At 52.0% G+C, this 17,152-nt stretch carries 16 protein-coding genes; 8 read left to right on the top strand and 8 right to left on the bottom strand.

The genetic code is table 11. The features are described 5' to 3' along the window. Positions 1–105 precede the first annotated feature (105 nt). The 6 genes from phnC (at position 106) to phnN (ending at position 6,174) form a co-directional block, all read left to right on the top strand. Positions 106–960, top strand: a complete 855-nt coding sequence (gene phnC, locus F7P81_RS03910) for a phosphonate ABC transporter ATP-binding protein (RefSeq protein WP_022710282.1) — start codon at positions 106–108, stop codon at positions 958–960. Positions 961–1,006: 46 nt separating this feature from the next. Continuing rightward, positions 1,007–1,924, top strand: coding sequence for a phosphonate ABC transporter substrate-binding protein (gene phnD, locus F7P81_RS03905; protein WP_151158632.1), 918 nt, complete (start codon positions 1,007–1,009; stop codon positions 1,922–1,924). 69 nt (positions 1,925–1,993) lie between these two features. Further along, positions 1,994–2,959 (top strand): phosphonate ABC transporter, permease protein PhnE, encoded by a 966-nt coding sequence (gene phnE / locus F7P81_RS03900; protein ID WP_151158631.1) that lies wholly within the window; start codon positions 1,994–1,996, stop codon positions 2,957–2,959. Positions 2,960–2,962: 3 nt separating this feature from the next. After that, on the top strand, positions 2,963–4,318 hold the full coding sequence (phnE, locus tag F7P81_RS03895) for a phosphonate ABC transporter, permease protein PhnE (RefSeq protein ID WP_151158630.1): 1,356 nt from the start codon (positions 2,963–2,965) through the stop codon (positions 4,316–4,318). Positions 4,319–4,432: 114 nt separating this feature from the next. Further along, a complete protein-coding gene (locus tag F7P81_RS03890; RefSeq protein WP_075654166.1) occupies positions 4,433–5,587 on the top strand; it encodes an alpha-D-ribose 1-methylphosphonate 5-triphosphate diphosphatase in 1,155 nt (384 codons plus the stop codon). Positions 5,588–5,622: 35 nt separating this feature from the next. Continuing rightward, positions 5,623–6,174 (top strand): phosphonate metabolism protein/1,5-bisphosphokinase (PRPP-forming) PhnN, encoded by a 552-nt coding sequence (gene phnN, locus F7P81_RS03885; protein ID WP_246176024.1) that lies wholly within the window; start codon positions 5,623–5,625, stop codon positions 6,172–6,174. Between the two features lie 66 nt (positions 6,175–6,240). Here phnN and ccoS read toward each other — a convergent pair whose 3' ends face one another. The 8 genes from ccoS to ccoN all read right to left on the bottom strand — a co-directional run bounded on the left by ccoS (position 6,241) and on the right by ccoN (position 14,530). Further along, positions 6,241–6,408 (bottom strand): cbb3-type cytochrome oxidase assembly protein CcoS, encoded by a 168-nt coding sequence (ccoS, locus tag F7P81_RS03880; RefSeq protein ID WP_075654168.1) that lies wholly within the window; start codon positions 6,406–6,408, stop codon positions 6,241–6,243. Positions 6,409–6,412: 4 nt separating this feature from the next. Further along, positions 6,413–8,659 (bottom strand): cation-translocating P-type ATPase, encoded by a 2,247-nt coding sequence (locus F7P81_RS03875; protein ID WP_151158628.1) that lies wholly within the window; start codon positions 8,657–8,659, stop codon positions 6,413–6,415. Beyond that, on the bottom strand, positions 8,656–9,207 hold the full coding sequence (locus F7P81_RS03870; protein WP_151158627.1) for a FixH family protein: 552 nt from the start codon (positions 9,205–9,207) through the stop codon (positions 8,656–8,658). Before F7P81_RS03870 ends, F7P81_RS03875 begins: the two co-directional genes overlap by 4 nt. Before the next feature lie 15 nt (positions 9,208–9,222). Continuing rightward, a complete protein-coding gene (gene ccoG / locus F7P81_RS03865; RefSeq protein ID WP_151158626.1) occupies positions 9,223–10,779 on the bottom strand; it encodes a cytochrome c oxidase accessory protein CcoG in 1,557 nt (518 codons plus the stop codon). Positions 10,780–11,120: 341 nt separating this feature from the next. Next, entirely contained in the window at positions 11,121–11,984 is an 864-nt protein-coding gene (gene ccoP / locus F7P81_RS03860; protein WP_022710273.1) for a cytochrome-c oxidase, cbb3-type subunit III, read from the bottom strand. Then, on the bottom strand, positions 11,977–12,135 hold the full coding sequence (locus F7P81_RS03855; protein ID WP_022710272.1) for a CcoQ/FixQ family Cbb3-type cytochrome c oxidase assembly chaperone: 159 nt from the start codon (positions 12,133–12,135) through the stop codon (positions 11,977–11,979). Before F7P81_RS03855 ends, ccoP begins: the two co-directional genes overlap by 8 nt. Positions 12,136–12,146: 11 nt before the next feature. Then, positions 12,147–12,878: a cytochrome-c oxidase, cbb3-type subunit II gene (ccoO, locus tag F7P81_RS03850; protein ID WP_022710271.1), complete on the bottom strand. Its 732-nt coding sequence runs from the start codon at positions 12,876–12,878 to the stop codon at positions 12,147–12,149. 14 nt (positions 12,879–12,892) lie between these two features. Further along, positions 12,893–14,530 (bottom strand): cytochrome-c oxidase, cbb3-type subunit I, encoded by a 1,638-nt coding sequence (gene ccoN, locus F7P81_RS03845; RefSeq protein WP_151158625.1) that lies wholly within the window; start codon positions 14,528–14,530, stop codon positions 12,893–12,895. 396 nt (positions 14,531–14,926) lie between these two features. Between ccoN and F7P81_RS03840 the strand changes: the two genes are divergently transcribed. Both F7P81_RS03840 and F7P81_RS03835 read left to right on the top strand, forming a co-directional pair. Then, on the top strand, positions 14,927–15,283 hold the full coding sequence (locus tag F7P81_RS03840; protein ID WP_151158624.1) for a hypothetical protein: 357 nt from the start codon (positions 14,927–14,929) through the stop codon (positions 15,281–15,283). Positions 15,284–15,476: 193 nt separating this feature from the next. Then, positions 15,477–17,102 carry an amidohydrolase gene (locus F7P81_RS03835; protein ID WP_151158623.1) on the top strand — a complete coding sequence of 542 codons (1,626 nt, stop codon included), beginning with the start codon at positions 15,477–15,479 and terminating at the stop codon, positions 17,100–17,102. The last annotated feature ends 50 nt before the right edge of the window (positions 17,103–17,152 follow it).

Here is a 17,152-nt window from a genome sequence, read left to right as displayed (position 1 = left end):
TTTGTCAAAAATCTGATTCAGAACTTTCATGGAAGTGTAATCTAACTTACATTTTCATTTCATATCACGCGCCTAATTTCGCAGGGAAATTGATAGAGGGCGCTGATGCTGAAGCTTGAAAATGTAACCCGTCGTTTTGGCGGCAATACTGCGGTTGCAGATGTTAATCTGGAAATTCCGCAGGGCCAGATGGTGGGGATCATTGGCGCATCCGGTGCCGGTAAATCCACTTTGTTGCGAATGATTAATCGTCTGATTGATACATCGGATGGTTCTATTGTTTTTAAAGATCAGGACGTGTCGCGTCTGCGCGGTTCTGAGCTGCGCCGCTGGCGCAGTGATTGCGCAATGATTTTCCAGCAGTTCAATCTGGTGCCACGTCTTGATGTGCTGACCAATGTGCTGCTTGGGCGTCTTAATCAGCGTTCCACAGTCAAAAGCCTGATGGGCATTTTCTCCCGCGAGGAACGTGCGCAGGCTATCGCCAATATTGAGCGTCTGGATATTGTTAAAACCGCCTTGCAGCCAGCCGGAACATTGTCCGGTGGCCAGCAGCAGCGCGTGGCTATTGCCCGTGCGCTGATGCAGAGCCCGAAAGTTATCCTCGCCGATGAGCCGATTGCCTCGCTTGATCCGCGCAATGCGCAGGTCGTGATGAGCGCATTGCGCGATATTAATCAGCGCGAGGGCCTGACAGTTATCACTAATCTTCATACGCTGGATACAGCACGCACCTATTGCGACCGGATCATCGGTATGCAGGGCGGGCGCGTTGTGTTCGACGGAACACCTGCTGATCTGACACAGGCCGCAGCCCGCCGCATTTATGGTGCTGAAGCTGACGATGAAAGCTTCTCGGAAGCCGTGACTTCAACAGCTCTGGAACAGCCTGCACCGGAAGCTCCGGTCAGCCCGCAAGTGGCACGACAGGTCGCAAAGCTCGTTGCAGACGCACAGTAACACTCATCCAAAACCAAACGATAATCGTTTAACAGGAGAATGGTTCATGACCTTCAAGAAGCTTTTGCTCGGCGCCGTTGCGCTGTCCGCAGTGGCAACCGCAACCGCAGCGCAGGCAGATAAGCCTGAAGTGTTCCGCGTTGGTATTATCGGCGGCGAAAACGAAGCTGACCGTCTGCGCAATTACCAGTGCATTATTGACCAGCTGCCAAAGGCAATCGGCGTTAAGGAAGTTAAACTGTTTCCTGCTGCCGACTATGACGGTGTTATTCAGGGTCTGCTCGGCGGCACACTGGATTATGCAGAACTTGGCGCTTCCGGCTATGCCAAAATCTATCTGACCAAAGAAGATGCGGTTGAGCCGATCCTGACCACTGAACAGACCGATGGTTCGACCGGTTATTATTCGATCATGGTTGCCCGTAAAGACAGCGGCATCAAGACTGTTGCTGATATGAAAGGCAAGAAGCTTGGTTTTGCTGATCCGGATTCAACCTCCGGCTATCTCATTCCGGTAACTTCGCTGCCAAAAGACCTCGATGGCGCGACAGTTAAAGATTATTTCAGCGAAACCGGTTTCGGCGGCGGCCATGAAAATCTGGTTCTGGCTGTAAAAGACGGCAAGTTTGATGCCGGTACAACTTTCGGTTCCGGCGTTGGCAACTTCGATGAAGGTTACACATCCGGTAACCTGCGCAAGATGGTCGACAAAGGCCTGATCGACATGAAAGACTTCACAGAAGTCTGGAAATCCCCGCTGATCCCGAACGGCCCGATCGTTATCCGCACAGCCATTGATGCTGATCTGAAATCCAAATTCAAAACCTATATGATGGATCTGCCAAAGACTGATCCGGAGTGCTTTGCTTCCACAATGGGCGGCGATTTCAAGTCCTATATCGAAGTGAACAAAGATTTCTACCAGCCGGTTATCGACGCACGTAAGTCGCAGATCGGTCAGTAAGATTAAGTTGCGGCCAGTGTCAAAGAATGATGCTGGCCGCATTTTTTTATTCTTTTTTAGGCGGGCCTGATGACCCATTCTGTTTCTAAGCCATCCCTGTCCGGTGAAGCCGCTTTGGTTGAGCAGCACTGGCGGGAGCTGTCCTCACGACGTCGTACCTATACGCTGCTGATTATCGGTGGTTTGTTTTTGGCGCTTTCCGCATCCTTGTGGTTTGCCAATGAAAGCAATGCCGGTAAATTCTGGGAGCGTCTGCCGCATTTCTTCGACTTCGTAGGCGATATGGTGCCGCGTGACGGCTGGGAAGTCTGGCGGGCTTTGTTTGATCTGCCGTCACCTTATTTCGACGGTAGCCAGAAATATGATTATGAGGCAGGCCGCGTCTATCTGTTCGGCAGCAGTTTTTATATTCCTGAATATTTCTACAAGATGCTGGAGACGCTCAATATTGCCATGATGGCAACTTTGATCGGTTTTTTCTTTGGTTTCATACTGTGCTTCCTTGCGGCTAAAAACCTGACAACCAGTCGTGCACTGCGTTTCTTCGTGCGCCGCTACATGGAAATTCTGCGTGCTTTTCCTGAAATTGTGATTGCCGGTTTCTTTGCCGCCATTCTCTCGCTGGGGCCAATTCCTGCGATTTTTGCTGTTGGTATTCATACGATCGGCGCGCTGGGTAAGCTGTTTTTCGAAGTGGTTGAGAATGCCGATATGAAGGCCGAGGAAGGTCTGCGTGCAGTCGGTGCCAACTGGTTTGAGCGTGTCGGCTTCGGCATTGTGCCGCAAGTCATGCCGAACTTCATGTCCTATGCTTTCCTGCGTTTCGAGATCAATGTCCGTGCATCCACCATTATCGGTGCGGTTGGCGGCGGCGGTATCGGTGAGGCATTGCGCCTGTCAATCGGTCATGGCCATCAGGCAAAAACACTGGCGATTGTGTTTCTGCTGCTCGTTACAATCATTGCGGTGGATCAGACCTCTGCATGGCTGCGCGGCCGTCTTGTCGGCGCTCAGGCCTTTCAGTTCGGAGCGTAAAAAATGACAGCTTTGACTTTAAACGCCGCTCAGATTGCTGATTACGAAAACCGCTATCCGCAGGTCTTTCGCCGCCCGTTCTCCAAGCGCTATACATTGCCGCTGATCGGTTTGGGCATTGTGCTCTATATGGCTTATAGCTGGTGGTTCTTTGCCATTGGCACAGTGCTGTCGGAAGGCCAGTGGGATCGTGCCGGTATTACCGCACGTCAGTGGTATTCCTATGAGGTACGCCCGACCATACGTATGAATGGTGATGAGGCAAAAGTAACCTATCCGCGCTTTTCGGTACTGGGTAAGAACCCTGATCCGGAGTGGGTGCAGCAGGCCAATGGCCGTACCAGTGTGATTTTCGGTGGCTCTGAAGCGCTGCATCTAAGCGGTAATACAGTCGTCGTGGAGCATGGCGGCGAAGTGCTGAATGTGCGCATTGATGCTGATGCTGCCCGACCTGTTGATGATAAACCGCTGCCGTCATGGGCAGTGCTGAAAAATGATGAAGTGCAGGTGGATTTCGGTTTCTCCGGTGAAGCCCGTATCATGCCGGAGCGTATCACCGTTAATCGCCGTTTCTTCGGCTGGCCGAACTTTGTATTCGATACCAATTCGCCATTCTGGGGTAAGTCAGCTGGTGAGGTAACATCACTGATCGTTTCCGGTGAGCGTATCAAACCGGAAATGTCCAATCTGTCGCTGGCTTTTGACAATATCTGGAACAATGCTGAATGGCAGCACGGTGATGTCTGGATCAAGATGTTGCAGACGATTGTCATGGCTTTTGTCGGTACGCTGTTTGCCGGTATGCTTGCGCTACCGCTGGCTTTCATCGCCGCGCGTAATATCACGCCGAACTTCTTCGCCAATCAGATTACCAAGCGCCTGTTCGACTTCCTGCGCTCGGTGGATATGTTTATCTGGGCGCTGTTCTTCACCCGTGCTTTCGGACCGGGACCACTGGCTGGTATCTCGGCGATCTTCTTCACCGATACCGGTACGCTGGGTAAACTCTATTCGGAAACGCTGGAAAATATCGACGATAAACAGCGTGAAGGTGTGAAATCGGTTGGTGCATCGCCAGCCAATGTGCAGCGCTACGGTGTTATTCCGCAGGTGATGCCGGTCTTCCTCAGTCAGATGCTGTATTTCTGGGAGTCCAATACCCGCTCGGCAACGATTATCGGTGCTGTTGGTGCCGGCGGTATCGGTCTGAAACTTTGGGAAGCCATGCGCACCAATTCCAATTGGGCAAATGTTGCCTATATGGTGATCCTCATTCTGATCGTGGTGTTTGTATTTGATGCCATTTCCAATGCGCTGCGCTCACGTTTGACCGGTGATCGCCGCGTCTCACAGAAATGAGACAAAAACTTCAAATCAGCGTTGTCTGATTGTCACAAAACTCCTGTAGGCCACAGCTGTCCTGCATGATCACAGCGATCATGCAGGACAGTTTTGGTTAGCAGGAAAATTCCGATGACACGTGACACGCGCCCTTCCGATATCGTTTTTAAAAATGCCCGCATCATCCTTGAGGATGAAGTTATCACCGGTACAATCCAGATTCGTGACGGAAAAATCGCTGATATCAGCTCTGGAAACGGCATTAGCGGTGAAGATTTCGGCGGCGATTATCTGATGCCGGGTGTTGTTGAGCTGCATACCGATCATCTTGAACACCATTATGCACCGCGCCCGAAAGTACGCTGGAATGCAGATGCGGCACTGATGGCGCATGATGCGCAGATTGCTGCTTCCGGCATCACCACAGTATTCGACGCGCTGCGCGTGGGCCTTGACGGTGACACGGATATTAACTCCGACGATATGGTGCTGCTTGCCGATGCGATTGCTGATGGTCAGAACAATGGCCGTCTGCGTGCAGACCACTATCTGCATTTGCGCTGCGAAGTGTCTTCGCCGAATTGCCTCGATGCGTTTGAATTGTTTGAGCACAATCCTCAGGTTAAGATTGCCTCCCTCATGGATCACGCTCCGGGACAGCGCCAGTTTGCCAGCCTTGAAGCCTATAAGACCTACTATATGGGCAAGCAGAAGATGACGCAGGCCGAGTTTGATGCGTTTTGTGATCGCCGCGTGGCGGAATCTGTGGCTCATGCAGACCGTTTTCGCAAAGAAATTGCTGCCCGTTGTCAGGCCAAGGGTATTTCGCTTGCCAGCCATGATGATGCGACACTTGCCCATGTGGATGAAGCGATTGAGCAGGGTATTCATGTGGCCGAATTCCCGACAACGCTGGAAGCAGCCAAAGCCTCGAAAGAAGCCGGTATGGCTGTGCTGATGGGCGCGCCGAATATCGTGCGCGGCTCATCCCACTCCGGCAATGTCTCGGCGCGTGATCTGGCTTCCGCCGGTCATCTCGATATTCTGTCTTCCGACTATATTCCTTTCAGCCTTGTGCAGGCGGTTTATACGCTGCCGCAGCTGGTTGATGGCTATACGCTGCCGCAGGCGATCAATCTGGTTACCCGCAATCCGGCTAAAGCTGTCGGTTTTACAGATCGCGGAACACTTGCATCGGGCAAACGGGCTGATATGGTTCGCGTTCATATGCAGAATGCGATACCGGTGGTACGTTCAGTATGGCGGGAAGGGCAGCGCGTACTCTGAGTGCGGTTGCAATATTGAGTGACGGAATGAATGGAATGACCGGTATTTTTGTTGCCGTTGTGGGGCCGAGCGGCGCGGGCAAAGACACAATCATCGACTATGCACGCACACGCCTGCCGCAGGATGGCAGCTATCATTTTGTGCGCCGCGTCGTGACCCGTGATGCCCATGGCAATACGGAAGATCATGATACATTGTCGGAAACGGCATTTCTGGAAGCGGTTGAGCGGTCAGAATTCTGCATGCACTGGCAGGCACATGGCCTCTATTACGGGCTGCCTGCCTCGGTGGAGCAGGTGATTGAAAATGGCGGCGTGGTGATTGCCAATCTCTCCCGCCGTGTTCTACCGCAATTGGCCGCGCGTTTTCCGCGCGTGGTGATTGCCCATATTACTGCAACTCCGGAAGTGCTGGCGCAACGTCTTGCATCGCGCGGGCGCGAAACACCGGAATCCATAGCGCTGCGCTTGCAGCGTCAGGAACCGGTTGAAGCCGGGGATGTACCGGTTTGGGTGATTGATAATTCCGGTGATGTAGCCTCGGCGGGTGAGGCTTTTACCAGCCAGCTGAATACCTGCCGCAGCTGAACCTGTACTAATCACATCTTGAAAACAATTCAGGGCAGTTTCGGGAAAACGAAACTGCCCTGATTTTTATGGTTTTTCCGGTGCTGGTTTATCATCGTCATCCGGCAGAAAAATCCGGTTGGCAGCTCCGTCCATATCCTCATATTGTCCGCTTTTCAGTGACCATAAAAATGCTGCGAGCCACATGCCGCCCAAAAACAGGGCAATGGGTATGAGGAAAATCAATATATTCATAATCTCAGGCCTTTTGTCGCTTCAGCAGGCTTAAAGGAGAGGCTGTTTTCTGGCCTTGTTTTTTACCTGCTTTCAGGCGAAGGGCGTTGCTGACCACGAGGATCGAAGACAGCGACATGGAGAGCGCTGCAATCAAAGGCGTGACATAGCCGAACAGCGCAATGGGTACGGCAATAATATTATAGATCAGCGACAATGCAAAGTTCTGACGGATCAGCTTTCCGGCTTCGCGGGAGATCGCCACTGCCAGCGGTACGGCTGTCAGACTGTCATGCAGGAAGACGAAATCCGCAGCATTACGGCCAATATCCGCCGCCGTTGCCGGTGCCATCGACACATAGGCAGACATCAGCGCAGGCGCATCATTCAGCCCGTCACCAACCATCAGCACTTTATGGCCTTCATTGGTACGCTCGGTCACCAGTTCTGATTTATGGGCAGGCAGAATTTCCGCGCGGTATTTCTCAATACCAAGCTGACGGGCAAGGGCGCTGACCGTCTTTTCTTTGTCACCGGAGAGAATTTCCACGCTGAGTTTTTCGTCTTTCAGCGCCTGAACAGAGCGTGCAGCATCATCGCGCGGACTGTCTTCAAAGCGGAAGGCTTCGAGCAAAGTACCATTGCGGCTCAGAACAGTTTCTGTGCCGGTGCTCGCGGAGTCTTGTGCATTGTCTGCAACTGCCCAGTCACGACGACCAAGACGATAAATATCCTGCCCCATACGGGCTTCGATACCGGCACCGCTTACTTCTTCAATCAGATCAAAACGGATGTTTTTTGCCGGATTGGTGAAGGCGGTCAATGCACGCGACAGCGGATGACGCGAATAGAGTGCCAGTTCGGCGGCCAGTTCCAGCGCATTCTGATCGAGATTGCCGCGCTCCATGAGCTGTGGCTGGCCGAGTGTCAGTGTGCCGGTCTTGTCAAACATCACACTGTCAATTTCAGCCATACGTTCCATCGCGGAACCGTCTTTGACCATGATGCCGTTTTCAAACAGGCGACGTGCGGCCACAACCTGCACAATCGGTACAGCCAGAGCCAGTGCACAAGGACAGGTAATAATCAGCGTGGTGATCGCCACATAGGTGGATTTGTACCAGTCGCCGCTCAGATAAAGCCAGACCACAAAAGCCAGAAATGCGGTGGTGTGGACAAGCGGTACATAAAGTGCGGAAGCACGGTCTGCGAGCTGGCGGTAACGGGCACGGCCACCTTCTGCGGCATCCATCAGGCGCACCATTTCGGCGAGGAAAGAACTATCAGCAGAGGCAGTGGCTTTAATCGTCAGCGGTGCTGTCAGGTTCATGGTACCTGCACGGATTTTCGATCCTTGTGTCACCGGAACCGGCACACTTTCACCGGTCGCAATCGAACAATCGAGATCAGAACGGCCGCTTTCAACAACAGCATCGACCGGCACGCGCTCACCAACGGCCAGAATGATGCGCATAGACGGGCGGATATCGGCAATCGGCATGAAACTGTGCTGGTTGTCATCACCGATCACCACGGCGCCGCGTGCGGCCAGCTGGCTTAAACCTTTCACTGCAGAGCGGGCGCGTTCGCGCATCACATGATCCAGCGTGCGGCCGATCAGCAGGAAAAACAGCAATGTGGCCGAGGCGTCGAAATAAGCATGCTGGCCGGAATTGAGCGTTTCATAAACACTCATCACAAAAGCAAGGGTGATCGCCAGCGAAATCGGCACATCCATATTGCTGCGGCCGTGTTTCAGCGCGTTCCATGCAGACATATAAAAAATACGGCCGGAATAAACCAAAGTCGGCAAAGCAATCAGACCGGACAGCCAGTGGAACATATCACGCGTTGCGGCATCCGCACCGGACCAGACCGACACGGAAAACAACATGATATTCATCGAGGCAAAACCGGCCACAGCCAGCGCAATCAGCAGGCGGGAAAGCTGCGGATCTTTATCATCACCGAGCTCAAAAATATGAGCGGGATATCCGGCTTTTTGCAAAGCATCAATCACATGCGGCGGTTCAATCCCATCTTTCCAGCGGACAGATACCCGTTTGGACGAAAGATTGACACGCGCATAACTGACTTCAGGCAAAGCATTCAGCGCAGTTTCAACAGTCTGAATGCACAATCCGCAATGAACAGAAGGGACAGACAGGTCAAGCTGGCGCTGACCATCGCCGAGTGTGCGGCTCGCCAGCAGTAATTCTTCCGGACGATAATCCGCAGCTGAAAACTGAATGCCGGAACCACAGCAACTCATTGCGCTGATCCTTGTGCCGGCTGGTTGTCTGCGGTGATGGTGAATTTACCACCGGCAATATTCACACGGTTGACCTGACGGTAAGGCAGATCAAGTCCGGCATAGGTGTTGATTTCAACCACCCAGTTTCCGTCTTTCAGATCGGCTTCTGCGGTGAGAACATTATTGCCTGCCGGCATCAGATTCAGGATCTGGTCTTCTTTTTCATTCACCGGCCTGCGGAAAACAGCCGTTGCACCAAGCGCTTTAACCGGCGCGCCATTGGCATCGGTCAGGCTATAGCTGACAATACCGTCTTTATAATCCAGATTTTGTTTCCAGTTGAGCGCGGCATGTTCTTTGCCGAGCTGGGACTTCTCATTAAACTCCTGACTGGCAACATAGGAGTTCTGAACAACAAGGCCGGACCAGCTGCGGATTGCTGATGTGGCCATGATAACATTCACGATAATAATCACCCCGAAGAAAGCGATCATAATCGCAAGCATGTGCCAGCCGGTAAATTCGCGTCCCTGAGGGGCAGGGGAAGACGTATTTTGCTTGATCATCACGTTTCTCCGTTATCAGCGCTTTTCAGGGGCAATGAAAGTGGCTTTATAAGTTGCTGACTCGGTTCCGTTAACATCACGGACTGTCATGGTGAATGGTGTGCTACCCGGAGGAACTGCGGTCTTAGGCAGGACAACGAACACTTTCAGGGTTTTCAGACGATCCGGTTCGGCGTTGAAAATATGGCGGCCTGAACCGTCTGTTGCCTGATCGGCCACATGCACTTCTGCTTGTGACAGGCCGTCAATAATCAGCTCAAACTGGCGTGGTTCATTGACCATATTCAGCAGCTTGACCGTATAGCCGTTGCGGATAGAGCCATCGGACAGCAACACATATTGCGGGTTACGATCCTGCAGCACATTGATGCCGATCCGTTCGCGCATCAGCAAAGTTGTAATCAGCGCCACACCGATCAGTGCCCAGATCGAGAAATAGAACAGGCTGCGCGGGCGGAAAATCTTGGACATTTTCAGCTGCTGCACCTTGTCATTAAAGGTGTTTTTCGCTTCATAAATCCGTGTCGGCTCAATCGGCGCTGTACCATTATTGGTAGCCAGCGCCATATTGGCATCATAGTCGGACAGCGTGGAATAGGAGATCAGGCCGCGCGGTTTGCCGATTTTGTCCATAACCGAGTTACAGGCATCAATACACAGCGCACAGGTGATACATTCCAGCTGCTGACCGTCGCGGATATCAATCCCCATCGGGCAAACGGCCACACAGGCATTACAATCTACGCAATCGCCGACACTCTCACCGGCAGCAATGGCCTTTTTAGAGTTACGTGTCCGTGGTTCGCCGCGCCAGTCATTATAGGTTACTGTGAGCGAGTTCTCATCAAGCATTGCGGCCTGAATACGCGGCCACGGGCACATATAGGTACAGACCTGTTCGCGCATCAGGCCGCCGAAAACATAGGTCGTGGCTGTCAGAATGGCGACAGTGATATAGGCGACCATCGCGGCCTGACCGGTGATAAACTCCATTGCCAGTGTCGGTGCGTCTGCGAAATAGAAAATCCACGCACCGCCGGTCATAACGGCAATAGCCAGCCAGATTGTATGTTTGGTGACACGTTTTGCCAATTTGTTGGCATTCATCGGGGCATTGTCGAGTTTGATACGGGCATTGCGGTCGCCTTCAACGGCGCGCTCGACAACGAGAAACAAATCAACCCATACGGTCTGCGGGCAGGTATAACCGCACCATGCGCGTCCGGCGACACTGGTAACAAGGAACAGGCCGATACCGGCCATAATCAGCATACCGGCAACGTAGTAGAATTCCTGTGGCCAGATTTCGATAAAGAAGAAGTAGAAACGACGATGCGCGATATCAATCAGGACAGCCTGATCCGGTGCATAGGGACCGCGATCCCAGCGCAGCCAAGGCGTGAGATAGTAAATGCCGAGTGTGATGAACATGATAATCCACTTGAAACGGCGGAAATCACCACTCGCTCGTTTCGGGAAAACCTTGACACGCGCGGCATATAGAGAGCCGCGTTTCTCAGACGAATTCACCGCCTGCGCATCGATACGTTCAAATTCACCAACATCTGACATGGTACACTCCGGGGGCTAGAGCTGTTTGCGTTCAGATTGGAGTATGGCGCTTGCTCTAGATTCTTTATTTCATCGCATTAGCACTGCGCTCATTGAGGGCATTTGAGCACGGAATGCTTAAGGGCAGTCTGAAAACTGAAATGGTCTTATAAAACTGCACTCAAATCACTCAGAGCGGGTTCCGGTTATCGGTACAGAAATCCGCGCTGAGTTTCTAAGGTTTCATCAGAGCCCCGTTTTTCAGATTATATCTGCGGGGCTTACTGATTTTTTGAGCACCGGCCGGAATATTTTACACCAATATTTTACACCGGCCGGCCATGACTTGAAACAGGGCGTTTTTACTCACCGCCACCCAGAGAGTGGACATAGATTGCCAGCTGCTTCACAGTTGTGTCACCCAGACGGCCTTCCCATGCAGGCATTACACCATGCTTGGGATTTCTTACCTGTTTGGCAATTTCAGCTTCACCGGAACCGTAGAACCAGATCGCATCGGTCAGATTTGGCGCACCGAATTCCTTATTGCCCTTGGCATTTTCGCCATGACAGGCAGCGCAGTTTTCAGCAAAAACCTGTTTGCCTGCGGGTATCAGACTTGCATCATGCGGTGTCGATGTCAGGCTGGTGACATAGGCCGCCACATCACGGATTTGCTGTGGCTCAAGAATGTCGCCATAGGCAGGCATTTCGGAGATGCGTGTTTCTTCGTCATCCTTGGAACGCACGCCGTGGCGTACAGTCTGCAGGATTTCATCAATAGAACCGCCCCACAGCCAGTCATCATCATTCAGGTTCGGATAGCCTGGTGCGCCTTGCGCACCGGAACCGTGACACTGAACACAGTTCACACGGAATGCCGCTGCACCACCTGCAATTGCAAACTGGTTGAGCTGCGGATCAGCTATAATTTCCTGAACGGATTTTTCTTTAATAGCTGCCAGAATATCCTGACGTTCACCCTGAATTTTGGTGTTTTCTTTCCAGAAATCACCACGGCTCGACCATTCCAGAAGACCGGAAGTAGCGCCGTTGATGAGCGGCCATGCCGGATAGGCAACAGTATAGGCAATCGCCCAGACAATGGTTGCATAATAGGCATAGAGCCACCAGCGTGGCATCGGATTATCAAGTTCCTTGATGCCGTCCCATTCGTGGCCGGTTGTTTCAACGCCTGTTACATCGTCAATTTGCTTATCAGTCATTGTTTTCGTCCTTGAACGGAATGGCTTTCGCAGCATCGGCAGCCTGTTTGCTGCCTGGACGGAAGGCGAAGAAGACAACAAAGAGGAAGAAGAGGAACATGCCTAACAGCCCCCAGCTGTCGGCAAAGTGGCGCATGGTCGTATAATCCATGATGAACCTCCTTAACGCGACTTCGGTGACTGGTCGTAAGTTGAGAAATCAACCAGAGTTCCCAGCATCTGCAGATAGGCAACAAGCGCATCCATCTCGCTGACAACCTTCGGATTACCATCGAAATCGCCGGTCTTGGCTTTAGGGTAGCGGGCAAGCAGAGCCTCTGTATCGGCTTCCGGATCAGCCTGCGCTTTCATATCCGCCAATGCATTGTCGACCATTTCCTGATTATAAGGTACGCCGACAGCAATATTGGCTTTCAGATTGCCGGTAATGCCGGACATATTCAGCGGCGTGTTCATCAGGAATGCGTAGCTCGGCATAACCGATTCAGGCACCACATCGCGCGGCTCAATCAGATGCTGAACATGCCATTCATTCGAGTAGCGGCCGCCGACACGGGCAAGATCAGGCCCTGTACGCTTCGAGCCCCACTGGAACGAATGGTCATACATGCTTTCAGCTGCAAGGCTGTAATGACCGTAACGCTCCACTTCATCGCGGAACGGACGGATCATCTGAGAATGGCAGGTATAGCAGCCTTCGCGGATATAGATGTCACGGCCAGCCAGTTCCAGAGGAGAGTAGGGGCGCATGCCCTCTACTTTCTCAATGGTGTTTTGCAGGTAAAACAGTGGGGCAATTTCCACAATACCGCCGACAGTGACCACAACCAGCGAACCGATCAGCAGTAAAGTAGCGTTTTTTTCAATCAGCGAGTGTTTTTTGAGAATAGACATAACTCACCTGCTCCTTATTCTGCCGGTTTCAAATACGGGCCGGTATTGGTATCTGAGATTGGTGTCGAGCCCGGAATTGCGGCCTCCTCTCTCAGATCGCCCTTGATGGTCTTGTAGACGTTCCAGGCCATCACAAGTCCGCCCGCCAGATACATCGTGCCGCCAAGTGTACGGATGACATAGTAAGGGAACATTGCGAGTACTGTTTCGGCGAAGGAGTAAACCAGGAAGCCCTGATCGTCATATTCGCGCCACATCAGACCCTGCTGGATACCGGCAACCCACATGGAAGCGGCATAGAGCACGATACCAAGTGTAGCCAGCCAGAAGTGCCAGTTGACCATACGTACAGAATAGAGACGTTCACGGTTCCACAGACGCGGTACAAGGAAGTACACAGCCGCAAAAGTGATCATACCATTCCAGCCGAGCGCACCCGCATGAACGTGACCAATGGTCCAGTCTGTATAGTGCGACAGCGAGTTAACGGCCTTAACCGACATCAGCGGGCCTTCAAAGGTCGCCATACCGTAGAAGGCGATCGCAGCAACCATCAGACGGACAACCGGATCAGTACGGATTTTATCCCATGCGCCGGAAAGCGTCATCAGACCGTTGATCATACCACCCCAGGACGGCATCCACAGGACGATGGAGAAGACCATGCCGAGTGTCTGTGCCCAGTCCGGCAGCGCTGTATAATGCAGGTGGTGAGGACCGGCCCAGATATACAGGAAGATGATCGACCAGAAGTGCACAATCGACAGACGGTAGGAATAGACCGGACGATTGACCTGTTTCGGCACGAAATAATACATCATCGCAAGGAACGGCACGGTCAGGAAGAAGGCCACGGCATTATGGCCGTACCACCACTGGGTCACCGCATCCTGCACGCCGGAGAAAGCCGAATAGCTCTTCACGCCAAGGAAAGAGACAGGAATTGCCAGATTGTTGATCACATGCAGCATGGCAATGGTGATGATGAAGGAGAGGTAGAACCAGTTGGCCACATAAATGTGCGGTTCTTTACGCTTCATCAGCGTGCCCATGAAGATCACGAGATAGACAACCCAGACAATGGTCAGCCAGAGATCGACATACCATTCCGGTTCAGCATATTCACGCGACTGGGTGATGCCGAGCAGATAGCCGGTGCCTGCCATGACGATGAACAGGTTGTAGCCCCAGAAAACGAACCATGCCAGATCGCCGCCGAAAAGGCGCGCACGGCAGGTACGCTGCACCACATAGAAAGAAGTGGCGATCAGGGCGTTACCGCAGAAGGCAAAAATAACAGCTGATGTGTGAAGAGGGCGGACACGGCCAAAATTTAGCCATGGTCCCAGATTCAAATCAGGGAATGCGAGCTGCGCAGCAATGAAAACACCAACGAGGAAGCCGATAACACCCCAGAATACTGTGGCAATGATACCGTAACGGATCGGACCGTCCATATAAACGGACTGATCTTCCTTCACAGGCTTCAGACTGTAATCTGCATTACGCAGCAGTAAGACTGTAAAAATCACAAGAGTGAAAAACAGAACCCACATATGGCTTCTGAATAATGGATCATGCGTAAACCCCGCGGCCAGCAGTGCTAAAAAAGCACCGAGCCCGGAGATTACAATTCCCGCAGCGTAATTCATGAAAAATCCCCTCGCGCGCGCAACTTATCCTGCCCGCAAATTACAGAAATGCCTGCAATTCGAGCAATATAGCGGGTATTATATGCGACGGAAAAATTTAGTCATTGATTTAAATCAAGTACGGCCGGTGACAGGGCATGTATAAATGAAGCGTTTTTTGCGTGATTTTCCGCTAATTCGCAGCATATTGACGGAGATAATGGCTTCGGGTTTTGTTGTTTGCGAAATAATTTAATTATGACAATGTGATATGTAGAATTTTCTATAAATATCATATAGTTGCTTGATAAATTCTTATATCTTTGTTGCTGTATTTACAGAAATTTCTGAAATAAATGTAGGAAATTATTTAGATTTTTCAGTTCTGAACCGGATCGGGGAATTGTCGTTTAAGCTTTGAAAATTCAGCCGGAACAGGTGCGTTGCGTCTTGCTGCGCAGGGTGGGGCTGATTGTCGCTGAGGCGGTACCGGTGGCCGTTCAGGCGCCGGTTTTAACGGTACTGCAAAGTACAGCAGGGGCTCGGATCGCTCCAGTCTGGAATGATTCTCATCTCTACAGAGCTGTTTGTGCAGGTAAAATCACAGAAAACAGTACCAATTTGGCATTGATGGTTACGTTGCCGATGTTTTTCATTATGCAAAATTGCTATCAATTTATGCAATTTTCGTCTGGTAAATTGTCAACATTTGCGGCGCGGGCTCTTGCTTTGGTACCAGTTTTTTGCAAGCATGTTCTTAACAAACAAAAATAACTGCTGACGGACTGACCGGTCAAAAGCCCGGGAGTAACCGAACAGTACAGGGGAATAAAAAAGCCACCGGATCTCGTATGAGTGAGGCTTTTCCTCAGCTCAATCATTAACCTTCCCGATCTTCATATCGGTAGGGCTCGCTGAATTATGTCTTGTCTTCCTTGAAGGCAGGGTGCTGGGAGATAGACAGAGTATGGAATATGCAGATCTCGTCCTTGCGGGCGGGCGGATTTTTTGCGGCCTTAATGAAGGTTTTGTTGAGGCGCTTGCAATTGCTGACGGTAAGGTTTTGGCAACCGGCACTACAGCTGAGATTGAAGCACTGACCGGTGAAAAGACACGACGTGTCGATCTGGGCGGACGTGTTGCGGTGCCGGGGCTCAATGATGCCCATATGCATCTTCTTATGCTTGGCATAGGTATGAACGAGATCAATCTGCGCCCTGAATCAGGCGTGCGCAGTCTCGAAGAGATTTTCAAACGTATTGCGCAGGAAGTAGTTGTGAAACCGGCGGGTGAATGGATCCGTGGCGGCGGCTATGATCATTTCGAGTTGAGTGAACAGCGTCATCCGACCATTGAGGAACTGGATGCGATTGCGCCCGATCATCCGGTTTATATCACCCGTACCTGCGGTCACGTTGGTATCGCCAACAGCGCGGCCATGCGTCTGGCAAATATTACCCACGATACACCAAGCCCGTCCGGTGGCCTGATTGAAAAGCGCAACGGCAAATTGTCCGGCCTGCTCGCGGAATCCGGTATGCGCGTGGTCACGGATAAAATCCCGCCACTGAGCCGTGATGAGTTGAAAGCCGCGATTACCCGCGCAGCCGGTTTCATGCTGAGCCAAGGTTTCACCTCTGTGATGGATGCCGCTGTCGGCATGGGCTATGGTATGGAAGAACTCCATGCCTATGAAGAACTGGCTTCCGCCGGTGAGTTGCCAATCCGCACATGGGTCTGCATCTATGGCAATCATGACGGTATCGGCGATCAGGCGCATGCACAGGGTTTCCGTGCCAAACGCCAGACAGGCAATTTGCGTTATGGCGCGATGAAAGTGTTCTCGGATGGCAGCGCCGGTGGTCTGACGGCTGCTATGAGCGAGCCATATGTGGCAGGCGATCCGAATAATTTTGGTATTTTCTGCTATTCCGATGCGGAAATGCATAAGTCCCTCAAGCATTATCATGAACTTGGCTATCAGCTGGCCATTCATGCGATTGGTGATGCAGCGATTGAGCAGGTACTGTCCGGTATTGAGAATGCCGATAGCGCAGAGCATCCGATTAAATCCCGTCGTCACCGTATTGAACATTGCGGCTTCCTGAGCGACGGGCAGATTGAGCGTATGGCAAAGGCCGGTATTGATCCGGTGCCACAGCCGATGTTCATCTATGAATTTGGCGATCTTTATGTCGCCAATCTGGGTGAAAAGCGCGCCCATGCATCCTATCCGATGCGCAAATGGGTGGATGCCGGTCTGCATCCGGCAGCGTCTTCCGATGCGCCGGTTACTTCAACCAATCCGTTCCAGAATATCTATACGCTCGTCACCCGTAAGACCAAGGTCGGTTCGGTGATCGGCGGTGACCAGTGCCTGACACGGGAAGAGGCGATCCACGCTTACACGCATTTCGGCGCCTATACGCAATTTGCTGAGAATGAAACCGGACGTCTGGTGGCAGGTATGGCGGCGGATATTGCTGTGTTGTCGAAGGATATTTTCACCTGTGACGTGGAAGAAATCCGCAGTGATGTGGTCTGCGATATGACCGTGCTTGACGGCAAAGTCGTTTTCGAGCGGCAGGTGTAACTGTTCAGGTTCGGGGCGCGTTAGCGCGCCTTGAACCGACAGCCAGAGAA

It is taken from the genome of Pseudochrobactrum saccharolyticum (genome assembly GCF_008801715.1).
Taxonomy (GTDB): Bacteria; Pseudomonadota; Alphaproteobacteria; order Rhizobiales; family Rhizobiaceae; genus Pseudochrobactrum; species Pseudochrobactrum saccharolyticum.
The sequence above is the reverse complement of the archived record's forward strand: the minus strand, read 5'-3'. Positions and strand labels throughout refer to the sequence as shown.

Bases quoted from the DNA above. Each gene is read 5' to 3' on its own strand.
- phnC (WP_022710282.1), top strand. From the start codon at position 106: ATGCTGAAGCTTGAAAATGTAACCCGTCGTTTTGGCGGCAATACTGCG.
- F7P81_RS03875 (WP_151158628.1), bottom strand. From the start codon at position 8,659: ATGAGTTGCTGTGGTTCCGGCATTCAGTTTTCAGCTGCGGATTATCGT.
- phnD (WP_151158632.1), top strand. From the start codon at position 1,007: ATGACCTTCAAGAAGCTTTTGCTCGGCGCCGTTGCGCTGTCCGCAGTG.
- ccoP (WP_022710273.1), bottom strand. From the start codon at position 11,984: ATGACTGATAAGCAAATTGACGATGTAACAGGCGTTGAAACAACCGGC.
- phnN (WP_246176024.1), top strand. From the start codon at position 5,623: ATGACCGGTATTTTTGTTGCCGTTGTGGGGCCGAGCGGCGCGGGCAAA.
- F7P81_RS03835 (WP_151158623.1), top strand. From the start codon at position 15,477: ATGGAATATGCAGATCTCGTCCTTGCGGGCGGGCGGATTTTTTGCGGC.
- phnE (WP_151158631.1), top strand. From the start codon at position 1,994: ATGACCCATTCTGTTTCTAAGCCATCCCTGTCCGGTGAAGCCGCTTTG.
- ccoN (WP_151158625.1), bottom strand. From the start codon at position 14,530: ATGAATTACGCTGCGGGAATTGTAATCTCCGGGCTCGGTGCTTTTTTA.
- F7P81_RS03870 (WP_151158627.1), bottom strand. From the start codon at position 9,207: ATGATCAAGCAAAATACGTCTTCCCCTGCCCCTCAGGGACGCGAATTT.
- ccoS (WP_075654168.1), bottom strand. From the start codon at position 6,408: ATGAATATATTGATTTTCCTCATACCCATTGCCCTGTTTTTGGGCGGC.
- ccoO (WP_022710271.1), bottom strand. From the start codon at position 12,878: ATGTCTATTCTCAAAAAACACTCGCTGATTGAAAAAAACGCTACTTTA.
- phnE (WP_151158630.1), top strand. From the start codon at position 2,963: ATGACAGCTTTGACTTTAAACGCCGCTCAGATTGCTGATTACGAAAAC.
- F7P81_RS03855 (WP_022710272.1), bottom strand. From the start codon at position 12,135: ATGGATTATACGACCATGCGCCACTTTGCCGACAGCTGGGGGCTGTTA.
- ccoG (WP_151158626.1), bottom strand. From the start codon at position 10,779: ATGTCAGATGTTGGTGAATTTGAACGTATCGATGCGCAGGCGGTGAAT.
- F7P81_RS03890 (WP_075654166.1), top strand. From the start codon at position 4,433: ATGACACGTGACACGCGCCCTTCCGATATCGTTTTTAAAAATGCCCGC.